Origin of the sequence: Sediminicola sp. 1XM1-17, assembly GCF_037203765.1 — a bacterium.
Lineage (GTDB): Bacteria > Bacteroidota > Bacteroidia > Flavobacteriales > Flavobacteriaceae > Sediminicola.
Genome location: NZ_JBBCAS010000001.1, coordinates 633854 through 650511 on the forward strand (window position 1 = coordinate 633854; position 16658 = coordinate 650511).

General features: G+C 41.0%; 18 protein-coding genes. 10 read left to right on the forward strand and 8 right to left on the reverse strand.

The genetic code is table 11. The annotated features are described in order from the left end of the window. Positions 1-28: 28 nt before the first annotated feature. Both WAA86_RS02830 and WAA86_RS02835 read right to left on the reverse strand, forming a co-directional pair. Entirely contained in the window at positions 29-1366 is a 1338-nt protein-coding gene (locus tag WAA86_RS02830; RefSeq protein WP_337299454.1) for a TolC family protein, read from the reverse strand. Continuing rightward, positions 1367-1972 carry a TetR/AcrR family transcriptional regulator gene (locus tag WAA86_RS02835; RefSeq protein ID WP_337299455.1) on the reverse strand — a complete coding sequence of 202 codons (606 nt, stop codon included), beginning with the start codon at positions 1970-1972 and terminating at the stop codon, positions 1367-1369. It lies immediately after the preceding gene. Positions 1973-2128: 156 nt separating this feature from the next. Between WAA86_RS02835 and WAA86_RS02840 the strand changes: the two genes are divergently transcribed. Beyond that, positions 2129-3103, forward strand: coding sequence for a polyprenyl synthetase family protein (locus tag WAA86_RS02840; RefSeq protein ID WP_337299456.1), 975 nt, complete (start codon positions 2129-2131; stop codon positions 3101-3103). A gap of 13 nt (positions 3104-3116) precedes the next feature. Here the strand turns inward: WAA86_RS02840 and WAA86_RS02845 are convergent, their stop codons facing one another. After that, positions 3117-3698, reverse strand: coding sequence for a GNAT family acetyltransferase (locus WAA86_RS02845; protein ID WP_337299457.1), 582 nt, complete (start codon positions 3696-3698; stop codon positions 3117-3119). Between the two features lie 22 nt (positions 3699-3720). Next, on the reverse strand, positions 3721-4863 hold the full coding sequence (locus WAA86_RS02850) for a lycopene cyclase family protein (RefSeq protein WP_337299458.1): 1143 nt from the start codon (positions 4861-4863) through the stop codon (positions 3721-3723). 350 nt (positions 4864-5213) lie between these two features. On the opposite strand from WAA86_RS02850, the gene WAA86_RS02855 reads away from it, so the two are divergent. The 9 genes from WAA86_RS02855 (at position 5214) to WAA86_RS02895 (ending at position 12268) form a co-directional block, all read left to right on the forward strand. Next, complete coding sequence (locus tag WAA86_RS02855) at positions 5214-5867, forward strand: metal-dependent transcriptional regulator (protein ID WP_337299459.1); 654 nt, start codon at positions 5214-5216, stop codon at positions 5865-5867. Beyond that, the gene (locus tag WAA86_RS02860) at positions 5867-6673 is read left to right on the forward strand and encodes a transporter (protein WP_337299460.1); all 807 of its coding nucleotides are present in this window, start codon (positions 5867-5869) and stop codon (positions 6671-6673) included. The genes WAA86_RS02855 and WAA86_RS02860 overlap by 1 nt, the downstream gene beginning before the upstream one ends. 10 nt (positions 6674-6683) lie before the next feature. Next, on the forward strand, positions 6684-7598 hold the full coding sequence (locus tag WAA86_RS02865) for a metal ABC transporter solute-binding protein, Zn/Mn family (RefSeq protein WP_337299461.1): 915 nt from the start codon (positions 6684-6686) through the stop codon (positions 7596-7598). Positions 7599-7614: 16 nt separating this feature from the next. Continuing rightward, a complete protein-coding gene (locus tag WAA86_RS02870) occupies positions 7615-8358 on the forward strand; it encodes a metal ABC transporter ATP-binding protein (protein ID WP_337299462.1) in 744 nt (247 codons plus the stop codon). 15 nt (positions 8359-8373) lie between these two features. Next, a complete protein-coding gene (locus WAA86_RS02875; protein ID WP_337299463.1) occupies positions 8374-9501 on the forward strand; it encodes a metal ABC transporter permease in 1128 nt (375 codons plus the stop codon). After that, positions 9494-10654, forward strand: a complete 1161-nt coding sequence (locus tag WAA86_RS02880) for a metal ABC transporter permease (protein WP_337299464.1) — start codon at positions 9494-9496, stop codon at positions 10652-10654. The genes WAA86_RS02875 and WAA86_RS02880 overlap by 8 nt, the downstream gene beginning before the upstream one ends. A 218-nt stretch (positions 10655-10872) precedes the next feature. Next, entirely contained in the window at positions 10873-11304 is a 432-nt protein-coding gene (locus WAA86_RS02885; RefSeq protein WP_337299465.1) for a hypothetical protein, read from the forward strand. 54 nt (positions 11305-11358) lie between these two features. Then, positions 11359-11766, forward strand: a complete 408-nt coding sequence (locus WAA86_RS02890; RefSeq protein ID WP_337299466.1) for a DUF2141 domain-containing protein — start codon at positions 11359-11361, stop codon at positions 11764-11766. Between the two features lie 115 nt (positions 11767-11881). Beyond that, the gene (locus WAA86_RS02895; RefSeq protein ID WP_337299493.1) at positions 11882-12268 is read left to right on the forward strand and encodes a DUF423 domain-containing protein; all 387 of its coding nucleotides are present in this window, start codon (positions 11882-11884) and stop codon (positions 12266-12268) included. Here WAA86_RS02895 and WAA86_RS02900 read toward each other — a convergent pair. The 4 genes from WAA86_RS02900 to WAA86_RS02915 all read right to left on the reverse strand — a co-directional run bounded on the left by WAA86_RS02900 (position 12265) and on the right by WAA86_RS02915 (position 16603). After that, positions 12265-13806: a carboxypeptidase-like regulatory domain-containing protein gene (locus WAA86_RS02900; RefSeq protein WP_337299467.1), complete on the reverse strand. Its 1542-nt coding sequence runs from the start codon at positions 13804-13806 to the stop codon at positions 12265-12267. The genes WAA86_RS02895 and WAA86_RS02900 overlap by 4 nt on opposite strands. Positions 13807-13972: 166 nt before the next feature. Continuing rightward, positions 13973-14122, reverse strand: a complete 150-nt coding sequence (locus WAA86_RS02905; protein WP_337299468.1) for a hypothetical protein — start codon at positions 14120-14122, stop codon at positions 13973-13975. Between the two features lies 1 nt (position 14123). Continuing rightward, positions 14124-16361, reverse strand: coding sequence for a ferrous iron transport protein B (gene feoB, locus WAA86_RS02910; protein WP_337299469.1), 2238 nt, complete (start codon positions 16359-16361; stop codon positions 14124-14126). Continuing rightward, complete coding sequence (locus tag WAA86_RS02915; protein WP_062056535.1) at positions 16358-16603, reverse strand: FeoA family protein; 246 nt, start codon at positions 16601-16603, stop codon at positions 16358-16360. The genes feoB and WAA86_RS02915 overlap by 4 nt, the downstream gene beginning before the upstream one ends. Positions 16604-16658 lie beyond the last annotated feature (55 nt).

A 16658-nucleotide genomic window follows, 5' to 3' on the forward strand; every position in this document is an offset into this window, starting at 1 on the left:
TATAGATGGCTTTATTTTGATAGATCTCTTAGTTGTTGATGATAGTTTCCAATGCTGTTTTCTTATTGATAACCCCAACCATAGATTGCAAATATTCCTGTTGGGCGGTATACAATTGTGTTTGGGCCTGCCTTAGCTCAAAACTCGAAGCCAGTCCCTCAGTATATTTTACCTGATTTTTATGTTCAATGCGCTCGGCCAAGGCCAGGTTGTCCTTGGAAGTATCGTACTGTTCTATGGCGAACAGATACTCACTTTTGGCATTTTCCAACTGCAATCTGATATTTTCTTTGGCTTCTTCCAACTGAGTCTTTGCCTTTTCCAATGCTATTTTGGCCCTTGCCGTAGTGGCACTGCGCTTAAAGGAGCTGAAAATGGGTATGCTGAGGTCAAAACCAAGTACGGATGAATCATACCATTCTTGATCCCCGCTAAAAAAATCAAAATTTTGACTAAAGGCCGTGGACCCGTAATTTAGAAAGGCATTCAACGTGGGTAGGGCCCTGCTTTTTGCCAATTTTAGTTCATAGTAACGTTGTTCATTGAGGTTGTAGGCCAACTTATAATCCACATTGTTTTCCATGGTCAACTCCTGATCCAGTAGCCTTAGGTCCATTTTTTTTTGGGTAAGTTTGTCCAGATCTTCCTTTAAAACGATGGGAGTTTCAATGTCCAGGCCCATTACGAGGTTCAACATTTGAAGGGTCAACCTCTCCAATCGTTGTGAATTTCTCAATTGATTCTCCACGGAAGAAAGGGTAATCTGAAGTTGGTCCACACTTTCTTCGTCTCCAAGTCCATTTTCATAGATTTTCTTGGTTTCGTACAGGTTTTTGTTAAGTGTTTCCCGGTTTTTTTCAAGTATTGCAACACTTTCTTTGGCAAGAAGCACATTACCGTAGGCTTCAACCACGGCTTTGCGGACCTCAAGATCTGTTTTTTCTTTGTTGTTGGCACTATAGCTGATAAATGCTCTGGATGCCTGTACGCCTACAATATAGGAGCCGTCAAAAATTTGTTGTTTTAAGGTGGCTGTGGCACTTGCTGTTTGTGCCTGTCCAAATACAATAGGAGCGAAGGTCCCAGGTTCCCCACCAAAAAACTCTGCAGGGATCAGGGAAACGGGCTGTTTCAGTTGATTTTGATAGCTTACTGCACCTTCAATTTGCGGTAGGCCCCCGGCAATGGTTTCCCACTTTTGTTTTTGGGCATCAATGATATCCTTGTTGGCATTGATGGCCTTATAATTATGCTCCAGGGCAAAGGCGATCGCCTCGTCCAAAGAAAAGCTCTGTGGGACCTGTTCTTGGGCAGACCCCGTTAGGCCAATGAGTGCAGTAAAGGCGATTAGTAAAAACTGTTTCATTTATTCGTGATTTGAATTGATTAATGCATTTAATATTTTCCTTCCCTTTGGGGTTACTATTCCCCTAAGATGGTATTCCAGGAAGTCATCCATCAATACCTTTATGGGGAATTGCTCTTCGGGAAATATATCATGATCCTTTAGGGTTGTGACACCGGAGAAATAGATCCTACCGATAAAGTCCACGTTGATGTTCTCTCGGTATATGCCCTCACCAACACCTTTCTTGATGTTGTCAACGATGCAATCTTCCATGATCTGGAATTGCTTCTTTCTAAGGGCGATAAAAATTTTTGGATAGTATTTCTGTAGCTGAAATTCTGTGGATCCTTTTTCATCATGCAAATGCAACATGACTATTTTTTTGATCTCATAGAGCTCTTCGATGGGATTTTTTTGCAGATCCCGGATACAATTGATATTATCCACAATTTTATGGAAGATGAACATGGTACACTCTTCTACCAAAGTGGTCTTGTTGTTAAAGTGGATGTAAATGGTCTTCTTGGAAATGCCCATTTCTTGGGCAATATCATCCATGGTAATGCTTTTGAATCCAAGTTTCAAGAACAATTCGGACGATTTTTCGATGATATTTTCTCTCATAAGAGCGGCAAATATAACGCAGGAAACTTTAAAAACAAAAAAAGTTTCCAAAGTTTTTCGTGGAATGGATATCATGAAGGCATGAAAAACGCTTAATCCCTTTGGAAAGTATGATGATTTATTGATTTGGTGTATTTTTGGACAAAAATTGCATTAATGCTCACCATAGACCAGTACCGTTCGGAATTCATCGATTATTTAGAGGCCAAGACCACAACCAGAGAGCCTGAAAATTTATATGCCCCTATGAGCTATATCTTGGGATTGGGAGGAAAACGCTTGCGTCCTGTATTGACATTGATGACAGCGGATATTTTTGGAAAGGATTACAAAGAGGCCATGGACGCGGCACTGGCCGTGGAGGTTTTCCATAATTTTTCCTTGGTACATGACGATATAATGGATGATGCCCCACTCCGCAGGGGACAGGTCACTGTACATGAAAAATGGGATATAAATACAGGGATACTATCAGGTGATGCCATGTTGATCAGTGCAATCCAATATTTTGAACGATATGAGGGGCAGGTTTATAAAGATCTTCTAAGATTGTTCAGCAAAACAGCATTGGAAGTTTGCGAAGGACAACAGTACGATGTAGATTTTGAGGATAGGGAGGATGTGACCATCCCTGAGTATATTAAAATGATTGAATATAAGACCGCAGTTTTGGTTGCGGCGGCGATGAAAATGGGAGCTATTATTGCGGGTGCATCGGTAGCGTCCCAGAAAGCCATTTACGAATTTGGTAGGCTTTTGGGAATAGCATTTCAATTGCAAGATGATTATCTGGATGCTTTTGGTGATCCCAAGACATTTGGGAAGCAGGTAGGTGGGGATATTATAGAGAACAAAAAAACTTTCTTGTACCTCAAGTCATTGGAAATGGCGACCACCCAACAAGCGCAAGAATTGGCGCATTTGTTTTCTATCAAACCCAAAGATACCTCGGCCAAGATCAATACCGTGAAGGATGTATTTATAGAGAGCACGGCCGCCCAACAGACGAAGGACGAAATTGAAAAGTACACCAATAAGGCCTTTGAGGTGTTGGAAACATTGGAAATTTCCCCCGATAAGAAAGAAATTCTCAAGCGTTTTGGGGAAGGTTTAATGAAGCGCAAAGTATAGCGCCATTAGCACCTTAGTTGCAAGAGCCCTTATCTTGGACACTTTTAGACATATCAAATGCCAAGGCACTATAGGCATTGCCATTGTAACTGAATTCATCCACAACTTTCCAACCCAACTTTTGGATATGGGCATGCTCCGAAACTTTGTTCAATTTGTTTATAAAGGTGACACTGATGGGGTATTTGTCCACGAAAATTAGTCGCATTGTTTCGAAAATCTGGTTTATAATTCCGCGGCCGCGGTGGTCCTTATGGATGCATATGGGACCGTATTGAAAACTGTTCTCCGTGGTAATCGGAATATTTTGAAATGATAAATTGTAAAATCTTCCGGTCATTTTATTGAATATATCCCATTGTGAAAAATACGACCAGTCCCCGGCAAAGACATAGGCAATTACCTTCTGGTGCTCATCAAGCCCAACAAAGAGACCATCTTGTGATATAATGTCTTCAATTTGTTTTTGGGTAAAAGGAGTGGTGACAAACCCATGCTGCAATTCCTCAAAAGTTAAATTTTTAAAAAGATTCAGTTCCTGAAGCTCCAATACTCCGATGATATCCGATAATTTTCCCAAACGCGTTTGTATCATTTCATGGAAGGTTTTTTTAAGGTTAGAATACCCTTCTCAATAGAGCTTTGGTAAAGTCAATAATTGGGCAGGCCGTAATAATTTTAAGTTCTTCCCATAAATTGGTTTCCTCATCCAAAAACTTAAAAATCAATTGTGGGGACCTGTTTTTAAAGAGCGTGCCAAAAATGGACTCGCCTTTGTGGTTGTCCCGATGAAGAATATCCAGTAATAGTAGATCATAGTACCAAAAACGGTCCTTTTTGGAGAAATGATGAAGTGGTTTGTCTTTTTTCAAGTATGAGACCAAGAGTTTGGTTTTTTTCCAAGCATACCTGAAAGTATATCCCGAGCTGGGTTTTGCCCATCCCCCGGCCATGCCTATATGGAGTAGATTCTTACTGTTGAAAACATTAAAATCAAAACAGGTCATGGGTATGTTGCCCTTTTCCTTTTCAAGGATAGTAAATGCATCACATTGCAATTGTTCTTTTATATAGGTGGCTATGGCCTCTTCATATTCAGCTTCAGGGAGTAGGCTTTCTGAAAATAAGGTGTACTCCACCAAGGCCTCAGTTTCAGAAAAGGGGAGTACGTACATAAACCGTGTATTGCCTTTTTGGGGAATGGAAAAATCCATAAAGGTAGCTTGGTCCATATCAAAAACTGGTTTATCGGTTTTAATGAACCAACCGATGAAGTGTTGTTGTAATAGTGGGTATTTGGTCTGGGCTTTCAACACCTTGTAATCCAATATACTATTGAATACTTTTTTTGCGGTATAAACGGTATTCTCTGTCCTGACCAAAACATGCTGGTCCCTGTCCTCAATGTCAAGAACCGTATCTGTTCTGAAAGCAATATTGGAATAAGAGGCAATTTTATTCTTATATGCGGAGTAGAAATCAATGCCCCTTACCATTTTGTAGGAATAGGGCGCTATGTCCAATCTTGCATCGTAGGTTGGGCCTCCAAAATAAATATTGTTCCAGGACTTGTGGAGGATGTCATCAAAGTCGCCCATGCCATTTTCCCAAAAGCACCAGGTTCGGTCATTGTTACTTTTGGAATCCTTATCCAATAATAAGATAGTTTTACCCTTGAAAAAAGGATCTTTCCCCAGAGCTTCGGCGAGCATAAATCCGCCTGCCCCAGCGCCTACAATAATATAATCGAATGTGTCCATACCGTACTATATGTCCATACTTATGGAACCCTTTATTTAAAACTTCCCATCCAAGGTTGTTGCATTGATCAAAAATACAAATTATCATCAAAGGGCAACAAGCTATATGATGTAGGATTTATGGGTATTTCTATGGAAGGCCAACAAACATTGTTTAAAGGTCCGTGAGACCGGTGTGTTTGTCACTGATATAAAACAATATAAAAGCAGGGCAAGACGACTATACCCTTATACGGCTAGATGTGGATTGGTAATCAAAATGTTAAATTTCACGTCAATTAAATTTAGGTTCGTCTAAAAATTAATTTTAAAATGTAAAAATGTATTTTTGTATAAACTTGTATAAGGATATGACGCGTTCTGAAGAGAACTATATAAAGACCATATTTCATTTGGGCAATAAAGGAACTGAGGCCGTTGCTACCAATGCCATTGCGGAATTGATGGAAACCAAGCCTTCTTCGGTTACCGATATGGTCAAAAAACTTTCCGAGAAGGACTTGGTCAACTATAAACGGTACCAAGGTGTTTCATTGACGGAATTGGGTACCAAAACCGCCTTGGGCATTATCAGAAAACATCGTCTTTGGGAGGTTTTCTTGGTTGATAAACTGGACTTTTCTTGGGATGAGGTCCATGAGGTTGCCGAGCAGCTGGAGCATATTAAAAGTGATAAGCTAATAGACAAATTGGATGCACTGTTGAACTATCCAAAATTTGATCCGCACGGTGATCCCATTCCTGACAAAAATGGTGCTTTTAAGCATGGGGACCGCAAACTGTTGAGTGAATTGCCCGTGGAGTCAAAAGGTATCTGTGTAGGAGTCAAAGATTCCTCAACTGCCTTTTTAAAGTTCTTGGATAAAAATAAAATTGCCCTTGGTGATGAAATTACCATTTTGGAAAAAGAGGAATTTGATAGTTCGTTTTACATCAAAATTGGGAATCGAAGAGAGCATATTTCAAATCAAATAGCATCCAACCTTTATATTAAAATTTCATAATGAGAAGAAATCAGAACTTTGGAATTTCTTTAGTTTTTATGATCTTGATGGGTTCTTTCTATAAGGTGCAAGCCCAGCAGGACAATACAGGACCAGGTACCATTGTCACAGATAGGCCAGATGCCACGGAATCCCCCACTCTGGTTCCCAAAGGTTATCTGCAGGTGGAAACCGGAGGGTATTATGAATCCTTGGATCAGAACAATACCAAATTTGAAAGGACCGTTTACAATACCACCTTAATGCGATATGGTCTTTTGGACAATATGGAACTACGGCTGGGCTGGAATCTTGAGTCGCAAAAATTAAATATGGGAGGCCTGGGATTTGATACTGATCTCAATGGATTTTCCCCCCTTTTATTGGGCGTAAAAATTGGTATTGCACAGGAGAAGAATGGGGCGCCAGAAATTGGGCTGATAGGACATTTGTTTTTGCCTTTTAGTGCCAGCAAAGATTTTAGGCCACAGACCACCGGGGCAGATTTCAGATTTGCATTTTCACATACCCTATCCGAAAAATCAAATTTATCGTACAATGTGGGGGCAAAATGGGGTGATGATTCTCCTGAACTGGCCTACATCTATACAATTGCCTTAGGCCATAGAATTACTGACAAGTTTGGATTTTATGTGGAACTGTACGGTGATTTACCCGAAAACAGTACGGCCAATCATTTCTTTGATACGGGAATAACGTACTTATTGCAGTCCAACATACAGCTAGATGCTACCGTAGGGAAGGGAATTACAGATGATCAGGATATTTTGTTAAGTGCGGGTGTCAGTTTTAGGGTGCCCAATTAAAATAAGAAGTATGAAAAAGTATATTATAATTGCGGCCATATTGGCCGTAGTTGGTTGTAAGGACAAGGCCGATAAGGCCAACTCTGGGAAGCTGAAAATTGTAACCACCACAACCATGATCACCGATTTGGTGCAGAATATCGGGGGAGATGCCGTGGAAGTCCAAGGGTTGATGGGAAGTGGGGTAGATCCGCATTTGTACAAAGCAAGTGAGGGTGATGTCAGCAAATTATTTAATGCCGATCTTGTAATCTATGGAGGCCTCCACTTAGAGGGCAAATTGGTGGAAATATTTGAAAAAATGGAAAGTCAGGGCAAAAAGACAGCAGCTGTTGCAGATGCCATTGATGAAAGTGAGCTTTTGGGGTCAGAATATTTCGCATCCAACTACGATCCACATATATGGTTCAATATTGGTTTTTGGAAAAAGATAACGCTTTATACAGCGGAAAAATTAAAGGAACAGGATCCTGACAATGCTGATCTTTTTGATAAGAACAGTACGGCCTATATAGAGAAATTGGACGCATTGGAAACTGAAATAAGGTATATTATAGAAACATTGCCACCCGAAAAGAGGATCCTCGTTACTGCCCATGATGCTTTCAATTATTTTGGTAATGCCTATGGATTTGAGGTGGTCGGGTTACAGGGGATCTCTACCGCAACGGAAGCGGGGGTCCAGGATGTACAGGAGTTGTCCAATTTTATTATCGAGAAGAAGATTAAAGCCATTTTTGTAGAGTCATCGGTGCCCAGAAGAACCATTGAAGCTTTGCAATCGTCTGTAAAATCCAAAGGTCATGATGTGGCCATAGGGGGGAGTTTATATTCCGATGCACTTGGAAACAAAGGCACTGTGGAGGGTACGTATATTGGTATGTTCCAATACAATGTTAATACCATAGTAAATGCCCTTAAATAGGGTTTAATTCAAAACCATGGAGACGAACAACAAAATTGCCATACAAATAGATGACCTTACCGTGGCCTATAATTATAAACCGGTACTGTGGGATATTGATCTAGCCATTCCCGAAGGGGTGCTGATGGCCATTGTAGGACCCAATGGCGCCGGGAAGTCTACCTTGATCAAGGCCATCTTAGGAATAATCAAGCCCATCGCAGGGTCCGTCTCGGTTTTTGGAGAGCCCTATAAAAAACAATATCAATTAGTGGCGTATGTGCCACAAAAGGGCAGTGTGGACTGGGACTTTCCAACCACGGCCCTGGACGTCGTCCTAATGGGAACTTATGGTAGCCTGGGATGGATAAAAAGACCGGGACAAAAACAGAAAAAGGAAGCACTGGAAGCTTTGGAAAAGGTGGGCATGTTGGAGTTTAAAAATAGACAGATAAGCCAGTTGAGCGGTGGCCAACAACAACGCATCTTTCTTGCTAGGGCCTTGGTACAGAATGCCAGTATCTATCTGATGGACGAGCCTTTCCAAGGGGTCGATGCCACTACGGAACGCGCCATTGTCAATATCCTTAAAGAATTGAGAAAATCAGGTAAGACGGTGGTGGTCGTACACCACGATCTACAGACGGTTCCGGAATATTTTGATTGGGTCACCTTTTTGAATGTCAAAAAAATTGCCACGGGTTCCGTAAAGGAAATTTTTAATGACGATAACCTTACAAAAACATATGGCATCAATTACAAGGTCAGTGTTTTAAACTAATTATATATTATCTAGATGTCCATTCAAGAGTACTTTTCACTGGTAATCAGCGATTACACCTTGCGTACCATTACGCTGGGAACGGCCGTTTTGGGCTTGGTCTGTGGTATACTCGGAAGTTTTGCCGTGTTGAGGAAACAGAGCTTATTGGGAGATGCCATTTCTCATGCATCACTTCCCGGAATTGTTATTGCCTTTCTGATCACAGGTGCTAAAAACAGCAATACCCTCTTAATCGGAGCCTTGATCAGTGGTTTGATAGGAACTTTTTGGATCAGGGGAATTGTAAAAAAGACGCATTTAAAATCAGATACCGCCTTGGGTCTGATACTGTCCCTGTTTTTTGGTTTTGGAATGCTCCTGCTCACCTTTGTCCAAAAAATGCCCAATGCCCAACAGGCGGGGTTGGATAAATATCTTTTTGGACAGGCAGCTACCTTGGTGGAAAGCGATGTTTTGTTGATGTCCGTTGTCATGGCCATAAGCCTTATTGTCCTCATTATTTTTTGGAAAGAGTTCAAACTACTTCATTTTGATGCCGATTATACAAAATCCCTTGGGTTCAATACCCGGTTTTTGGACACGATCATTACCTCACTCATAGTGCTTGCCATTGTGATAGGACTCCAAACAGTGGGTGTAGTCCTCATGAGTGCCATGTTATTGGCACCGGCTGCCGCTGCCCGTCAATGGACCAATAAATTGGGGGTCATGGTATTTTTGGCCGCGCTGTTCGGGGCCTTTTCTGGAATCTTGGGAACTGCGGTCAGTGCAAGTTCCAATAACCTGTCTACAGGACCTGTCATTGTATTGATAGCTGCTGCCTTTGTGGTGATCTCTTTTATTTTTTCGCCAGGACGTGGGCTATTGTTCAAGGAAATCAGGTATTGGAACAACAGGAACGATCTGCAACTTCACAAAACCCTGGCATTTATGTACGACATTGCCAAAAACCACGAGGACGTTTCGCATCCCCACGAGGTAAAGATCCTGAACAATTTTCAGGGGTATACCAAAAGTTCACTCAACAAATTGGCAGATAGAGAATACATAACCATCCAAGGGTCAACGTGGTCTTTGACCACCAAAGGTTTTGAAAAGGCCATCAATTTGTATAACCAACAAGAAAATTTGTATGACTAGCGCACAATTGGAAATACAGTTGATTGCATGTATTGTGGCCATTGCCTGTGCCATTCCGGGGACCTTTTTGGTGCTCCGCAAGATGGCAATGATCAGCGATGCCATTAGCCATTCCATTCTTCCAGGCATTGTGGTCGGATTTTTTTTGACCGAAGACTTAAACTCTCCCTGGCTCATTTTATTGGCCGCCTTCAGTGGTATACTTACCGTGGTTTTGGTAGAGTATATCCAAAAAACCGGATTGGTAAAGGAGGATACGGCCATTGGCCTTGTTTTTCCAGCACTGTTCAGCATTGGGGTTATTCTTATTGCCAAAAACGCTGGGGACGTGCATTTGGACATCGATGCTGTTCTCTTGGGAGAATTGGCGTTTGCACCTTTTGATCGATTATTGATCAACGGAACCGATATGGGTCCCAAATCACTCTATGTCATAGGAACAATATTGTTGATCACTTTGGTGTTATTGATTGCATTTTTCAAGGAACTTAAATTGAGCACCTTTGATACACAGTTGGCAGCTACCCTGGGCTTTTCTCCGGTAGTGATGCATTATGGATTAATGACGGTAGCATCGGTGACGACCGTTGGGGCTTTTGATGCCGTAGGGGCCATCCTAGTGGTAGCTTTGATGATAGCTCCTGCAGCAATGGCCTATTTATTGACCAAGGATTTAAAGAGAATGTTGTGGCTTTCCGTACTTTTTGGAGTAATAGCCGCTATTTTGGGCTATTGGGTGGCACATTGGCTAGACGCTTCCATCGCTGGTTCCATCACCACCATATTAGGGGTATTGTTTTTCTTGGTCTACCTATTTGCTCCCAACACCGGACTGATATCTGTGCTATATCGTCAAAAACGTCAACAGATAGAGGTTCATCTACTCACCTTTTTACTGCATTTGCAGAATCATGAGGATATTGCAGAGCGACATATCAAACACCTTAATGAGCATATCAATTGGCATGAGGTTACGGCAAAATCAGTCTTGGACCTGGCCGTGAAGAACAATATGATCGTTATTGAAGATCAGATTATCTCCTTAACGGAAAAGGGAAAGATGTTCACGGCCGAGGCCATTAATTACATTATCACCAACAAAAGTGCGGCCATTGAAGATATGAAGGATAGGTTCTTTCTGTTTAGAGGATAGGTCGCGTTACAGGTCTTGTAATAATCTGTAGGATTGCTTAAGTTTATTCACTCTAAAATATCTATGACGATACAGAAGACATTGCCGAGAATGGAGGCTGTTTTGGTTAAGATTCCAAGAGCTGTTCATTGCATTGCGAACAGCCCCAGTAGCTTGACAACCAAAATTGCACATACCTTGGTCTGGTACGTTCAATACAAAATTAAAGAACTTGAATAATGGGACGAAACAACAGTAAAAGGCCTTGGATGTTGAATATGTTGATCGTAGTCACCATATTTGTGGTGTTGTTGGTTTTTACCGCCCATTATAAAAACTGGATCCGGACCGAAATGGATACCATCGAAATTTTATCAGGTATCTATTACAAGGAATTGCCCTACTCCGAAATTGATAGTGTGGTCATGGTGGAGAAGATTCCCAAAATGGAACGCATCAATGGCTTCTCTGCCATGGAGCGCGAAAAGGGAATCTTTAAGGACAGTATCCATCAAACGGAAGTATTGGTTTATGTGGACAGACTATCACAGCCAAAAATAAGGGTCGTTTACCAAGACTCCTTGAAGTTGTTCCTCAATCTGACCGATAGTACCAAGACCCAGCAGATGTTTCAGTTCTTACATGGAAAAATAAAACTTGAACAAGAATAATTTCCCTTGATAAATAGCGTTTAATTTGCGGCAATTTTTAATAGATTTGACACTGTGAGATACGTACTGCTATTATTTATTTTCCCTTTGATCGGTTTTTCCCAAAATAAGCTTTCTGTTGAGGTAGATGGAGTTGCCTCCTCCGAAGGGCAGATCAGTGTGGCTGTTTACAATAAATCCTCCGGGTTCTTAAAATTCGAGTCAGTTTACAGGAGTGATAGTACTGCAGCCAAGAAAAAGAAAACTAATCTTGTTATTACCAACCTCCCCAACGGCACCTATGCCTTGGCGGTTTTCCATGACAAGAATGGGAATGACAAGTTGGACACGAATTGGTTGGGGATACCCAAGGAGGCTATTGGCTTTTCCAATGCCAAAATGAAAACGTTTGGACCCCCGAGTTTTGAAGATTGTGCTTTTAACCTCCAAGGGGATGCCCAAATCCGATTGGAACTCAATTAAGCTTTGATTAGGCAAAAATATCACCACCAATCGTGTGACCGTTTTATTGACCTATTTCAAGCGTGTGGACAGCGTATTAAACCTTGTGGAATTCCTATATTTGGAAAAAAATACTATGATATTACTGGTACAGGTTATTGGCGCTTTATATGGAATGTTGGCGGTTATATTTGGGGCTTTTGGAGCCCATGCGCTCAAAAAGTCATTTTCTGAAGCGCAGCTCAGTAGTTTTGAAACCGGGGTGAAGTATCAAATGTACCACGCTATCGTATTGTTGGTCATTGGTTTTAACTTTGGGTTTAATACTACCTTGGAAACCAATATTGCCTATTGTTTTATCATTGGGACTTTTTTGTTCTCCTTTAGTATATACGGCTTGTGCTTGAGCGATTCGAAAGGAAAGAAATTAAAAATTCTGGGGCCAATCACGCCCATAGGGGGCTTGTTCTTAGTTGTTGGTTGGGGTCTATTGTTGTATTCCTTTATAGCAGAGGTGATCTAATCTTTATCCGTAACCTCTTCTTTGGAGGTAAACTCCTTGATTGCCTTATTGGGTTCTATGATCGCGTAACCTTTCCAGAATTCTGGATCGTATTTGGGCATATACGTGGGCAAGGTGGTATTGTTTTCAGTGAAGGCTTCAAATTGTGATACGGAAGAATACTGGGTGTCGAAAACAACAATTTCAAATTTATTGGTACTGGAAATGCCCAAATCCATATCCAAAGAAAGCTCGTTCTGCTTTCTCCTTCCCTTGACATGTTTATTTTTTTCAATAATTTTTAATGGTCTTTTTATACCTGCGGTACTACCATTTTCTTTTTCCAGGTACCTCAGGTTATACTTATTTTCCGGTCCTTTGTAAAATATCATTTTCCCCTTGGAGCCGTATTGGTTCAAGGAAACTCCAAGCAATTTAAAATTGCGAACGGGTTTGACATTTTCGTAATCGATCCTGGTAATGGCATAATCATCAGCATTGATGTATAGGGATCCACGATACTCTTCAGAGCCTTTTGGTTCAAAACCTATTACATAAACCGGATCGCTTCCCAAATAGGTAAATCCGTTTAATATAAAGTGATATCTGCGGGGCTTCCAAATAAAGTTGAGATTGGAATCTTCCATAAAGAAGATTTGTTCCATAAGGTTGGAAATGGTGCTTTTTCTGTATTTGGCGAAATTTGTTTTTCGCTCTTCGGTTTTCTTTTTTTCTTGTTCCAAATGTTTGTTTAGAGCCGCAACGTCATTGGAATCCACTTCGGATTCAAATAGTTCATCGGCATCCATCTTTGTTCCAAATAAACCCGATTTTATTTTAAAATAAGAATCGCTCTTTACATTCTTCTTTATAATCGTATTGAACTTTTCTTCCAGGGCCTCTAGGTCCAATGCACTGTTTTTGTCGTAAAGCTCGGACGCTTTGATAAGATCTATTTTCTGATTTTCCTTTTCAAAATTACCATAGAGATCACAGAGCACTTCCATATATCGGGCATCCACTTTGGGTACGGTTTGTATAACGCTGTCCAGAAAGGACTTATTGAATGCCTTGATGGTCGATTTTAAATCGGAATATTTCGATCTGTAAAGATGCTGGTAGTAATATTCCCTGAAGAACAACCTTTTTTTGGTAAGCTCACGGTTATAATTCTTGTCCATGTTGGTCTTGACCAATGCTATAATATCATCGGCGCTGTATTGTTTATTGGAAACAATCACGGAGTTTAATGCTATAGGTTTCGGATTTAGATATACCAGGGTGTCTTTAAATTGGCCAATGGTATTGCCTAGGGTTTCATAGCCCATACAGGATATGAAAAGCGAATCTGTGCTTTTGTTATTGCGATCAAGAAATAGGTTAAATTGTCCTTCCTCATTGGAGATAACTCCTTTGTTATTTTCCAAATGGATGGTTGCATACGGAATAGGCTTTTGAGTGGAGAAATCCAGTAAGGTGCCGGAAATGACCTGTGCCCTTAATGGGAGGAAGCTATAGATTATTAAGATAATGGGTATTAGATGCTTTTTTATGGCCATGGCGTGATTTCTAAGGAGTTTCTACAAATCAATACAATGAATGAAATTTAACCTAGGCATTTGACATTTTGTTAAGACCTATTTTAGTGTTTTAACCGAAAAGATTGTTCCAAGGCCTAAATAAGACCCAAATTGGAGGAGATAAATAAGACTTGAAGGGAATCCCTTAGTGGCATCCACAATTGCCATCACCGCAGGATTTCGCCCTTCTTTTTTTGGATGCGAAAACCGTACTGGGCAAAAAGAATTTTTTAACGATATAGCCTATGGCCAAGACCAATGTGATGTAGACCAATATGTTTTGAAACAGTTCCATTTTACTTTAGGATTTGATAGGCGATCAATGCTACAATATACGCAAAAATGCTCATAAATACAAGCTGTGCGGCTGGCCACTTCCACGTATTGGTCTCCCTTTTTACTACGGCCAGGGTGCTCATACATTGCATGGCAAAAGCATAAAATAACAACAACGAAATACCGGATGCCATATTGAACAATGGTTCTTTGGAATAAGGATTTACCTCGGCAGCCATTCTATTTTTAATGGTCTCCTCCTCATCACTTCCAACACTGTAAATCGTGGCTAAAGTGCCCACGAAAACTTCCCTTGCGGCGAAGGAGGTCAAAACGGCAATCCCTATTTTCCAATCATAGCCAAGTGGCTTTACGATAGGCTCTATGGCCTTCCCCATGTATCCCATATAGGAATTCTCCAATTTATAGCTCGCTATCTCTTGGTTTTCGGCCCTCGCCCTCAAAAGGGACATTTTTTGTGCTATGGAGTCTTGTAGTGCACTGGGAGAAATTACGAGGTTATTGTCATCAATATGCTCTTGTAATTCTGATTTATAGGCGGCTATTTTGTTCTCGATATTGGCTTCGTTATAGCTAGAATACCCTTCGTTGGCTATACGCTCTTTAACGATTTCATCTGCATTTTCGAATTCGTTGGAAATACCATTGGAACCCAGAAACCATAGAATGATGGAGATCGCCAAAATAATTTTTCCCGCCCCAAAGACGAAGCTCTTTGTTTTTTCCAAAACGGTATAGGCCACGTTTTTTATCAAGGGTAGTTTGTAATTGGGCATTTCAACCACAAAAAAGGATTTCGATTTGATCTTTAGGATCTTATTGAGCACCATGGCGGAAAGAATCGCGGCCCCGAAGCCTATGAGGTACAGCAACATTAAGGTCAGGGCCTGGTAACTGAGCCCCAAAAACCGGCCTTCCGGAATAACCAAGGCAATGATGATCAAATAAACAGGAAGCCTGGCCGAACAAGTTGTAAAAGGTGTTACCAAGATGGTGATCAGCCTCTCCTTCCAGTTTTCTATGGTCCTAGTGGCCATGACAGCCGGAATGGCACAGGCAGTGCCTGATATGAGGGGAACAATACTCTTTCCGCTCAGACCAAATGGTCTCATCAATCGGTCCATTAAAAAGACCACTCTGCTCATGTATCCCGTTTCTTCCAACAGGGAGATAAATAGGAACAAAAAGGCAATTTGGGGAATAAATATGACGATACCTCCAATACCAGTAAGGATACCCTCTGCAATCAGGTTGGTGAACTCACCAGGGGGCAGGGTATCCTTTACCCATTCACTCCCAGAAACAAAGAGTTCGTCAATGAAATCCATGGGGTAACTGCTCCAATCATAAATAGCCTGGAAAATAGTCAATAGGATCAAAAAGAAAATGAGATACCCATAAACTTTGTGAGTGAGGATTTTGTCCAATGTTGCCCTGAATCCTTTAGCGGCATTTAGGTCTACCTTATAAGCTTGTTTTAAAACGCCATTGATAAACTGATAGCGCAAAATCGTTTCCTTTTGCTGCAGCCTTTTTAATTCAGATTTGGATTTTGTGGCAAAGGAAGTAGTGCTTTGGGTCAGTATTTTTTCAATAGGGGTAAAGTTGACATCCTGGGTGATGACCAACCACAGTTTATAGAGATCCTCCTTGGGGAAAGTCTCTTTGAGACGCTCAAAATACTCCGGCGCTATGATCTTGGTATCCACATTGGGGGTGGTGGACAAATTCTTATAATCGGCAATAAGTTCTTTAATGCGTTCTACCCCGGTTCCCTGTCTTGTGCTGACCAGAGCTATTTTGGTATTCAGTTGCTCTTCCAACAAAGGAATGTCCAGGGAGATTCCTTTGCGGGACATCCGGTCCGCCATATTGATCACCAAAATGGAAGGAATTCTTAAATCCTTTATCTGGGTAAACAATAACAGGTTTCGCTTCAGGTTTTCCACATCGGTGATCACTACGGCCACATCCGGAAAATCCTTGTCGTTTTTATTCAGTAAAAGCTCTACGACCACACTTTCGTCCAAAGAAGTGGTGTTAAGGCTGTATGTTCCCGGTAAGTCCAGAATATGGGCCTTGACCCCTCTAGGGAGTTTGCAGATGCCCTCTTTTTTTTCAACTGTAATACCTGGGTAATTACCTACTTTTTGCTTAAGTCCAGTAAGTTGGTTAAAAACCGAAGTCTTACCGGTGTTGGGATTGCCTATAAGGGCTACATTGATGCTTTTGCTCATAAAACTGCATTATCAACAATGATTTCCAATTCAATTTGAAGGGCTACTTCCCTTCTAATGGCAATATGGGAGCCGTTTACATTGATGTAGATTGGATCATTAAGGGGGGCCACTTGTACCATTTCTACTTCATTTCCTGGCAAGCAGCCAAGTTCCAATAGTTTTATGGGTAGGATGTCATCCGCGAATTCCTTGATGATTCCTTTTTGTCCTCGCTTAAGATGTGCTACGGTGGTAATCAATTTTTATTTAGATTGATTTTAATTAAAGGTCAAAAATAAGGGAAAATTATCAAAT

Excerpts from the sequence above, each read along its gene's own strand:
- WAA86_RS02900 (WP_337299467.1), bottom strand. The coding sequence starts at position 13,806 with ATGGCCATAAAAAAGCATCTAATACCCATTATCTTAATAATCTATAGC.
- WAA86_RS02885 (WP_337299465.1), top strand. The coding sequence starts at position 10,873 with ATGGGACGAAACAACAGTAAAAGGCCTTGGATGTTGAATATGTTGATC.
- WAA86_RS02895 (WP_337299493.1), top strand. The coding sequence starts at position 11,882 with ATGATATTACTGGTACAGGTTATTGGCGCTTTATATGGAATGTTGGCG.
- WAA86_RS02880 (WP_337299464.1), top strand. The coding sequence starts at position 9,494 with ATGACTAGCGCACAATTGGAAATACAGTTGATTGCATGTATTGTGGCC.
- feoB (WP_337299469.1), bottom strand. The coding sequence starts at position 16,361 with ATGAGCAAAAGCATCAATGTAGCCCTTATAGGCAATCCCAACACCGGT.
- WAA86_RS02850 (WP_337299458.1), bottom strand. The coding sequence starts at position 4,863 with ATGGACACATTCGATTATATTATTGTAGGCGCTGGGGCAGGCGGATTT.
- WAA86_RS02830 (WP_337299454.1), bottom strand. The coding sequence starts at position 1,366 with ATGAAACAGTTTTTACTAATCGCCTTTACTGCACTCATTGGCCTAACG.
- WAA86_RS02875 (WP_337299463.1), top strand. The coding sequence starts at position 8,374 with ATGTCCATTCAAGAGTACTTTTCACTGGTAATCAGCGATTACACCTTG.
- WAA86_RS02905 (WP_337299468.1), bottom strand. The coding sequence starts at position 14,122 with ATGGAACTGTTTCAAAACATATTGGTCTACATCACATTGGTCTTGGCC.
- WAA86_RS02855 (WP_337299459.1), top strand. The coding sequence starts at position 5,214 with ATGACGCGTTCTGAAGAGAACTATATAAAGACCATATTTCATTTGGGC.
- WAA86_RS02845 (WP_337299457.1), bottom strand. The coding sequence starts at position 3,698 with ATGATACAAACGCGTTTGGGAAAATTATCGGATATCATCGGAGTATTG.
- WAA86_RS02865 (WP_337299461.1), top strand. The coding sequence starts at position 6,684 with ATGAAAAAGTATATTATAATTGCGGCCATATTGGCCGTAGTTGGTTGT.
- WAA86_RS02835 (WP_337299455.1), bottom strand. The coding sequence starts at position 1,972 with ATGAGAGAAAATATCATCGAAAAATCGTCCGAATTGTTCTTGAAACTT.
- WAA86_RS02840 (WP_337299456.1), top strand. The coding sequence starts at position 2,129 with ATGCTCACCATAGACCAGTACCGTTCGGAATTCATCGATTATTTAGAG.
- WAA86_RS02870 (WP_337299462.1), top strand. The coding sequence starts at position 7,615 with ATGGAGACGAACAACAAAATTGCCATACAAATAGATGACCTTACCGTG.
- WAA86_RS02860 (WP_337299460.1), top strand. The coding sequence starts at position 5,867 with ATGAGAAGAAATCAGAACTTTGGAATTTCTTTAGTTTTTATGATCTTG.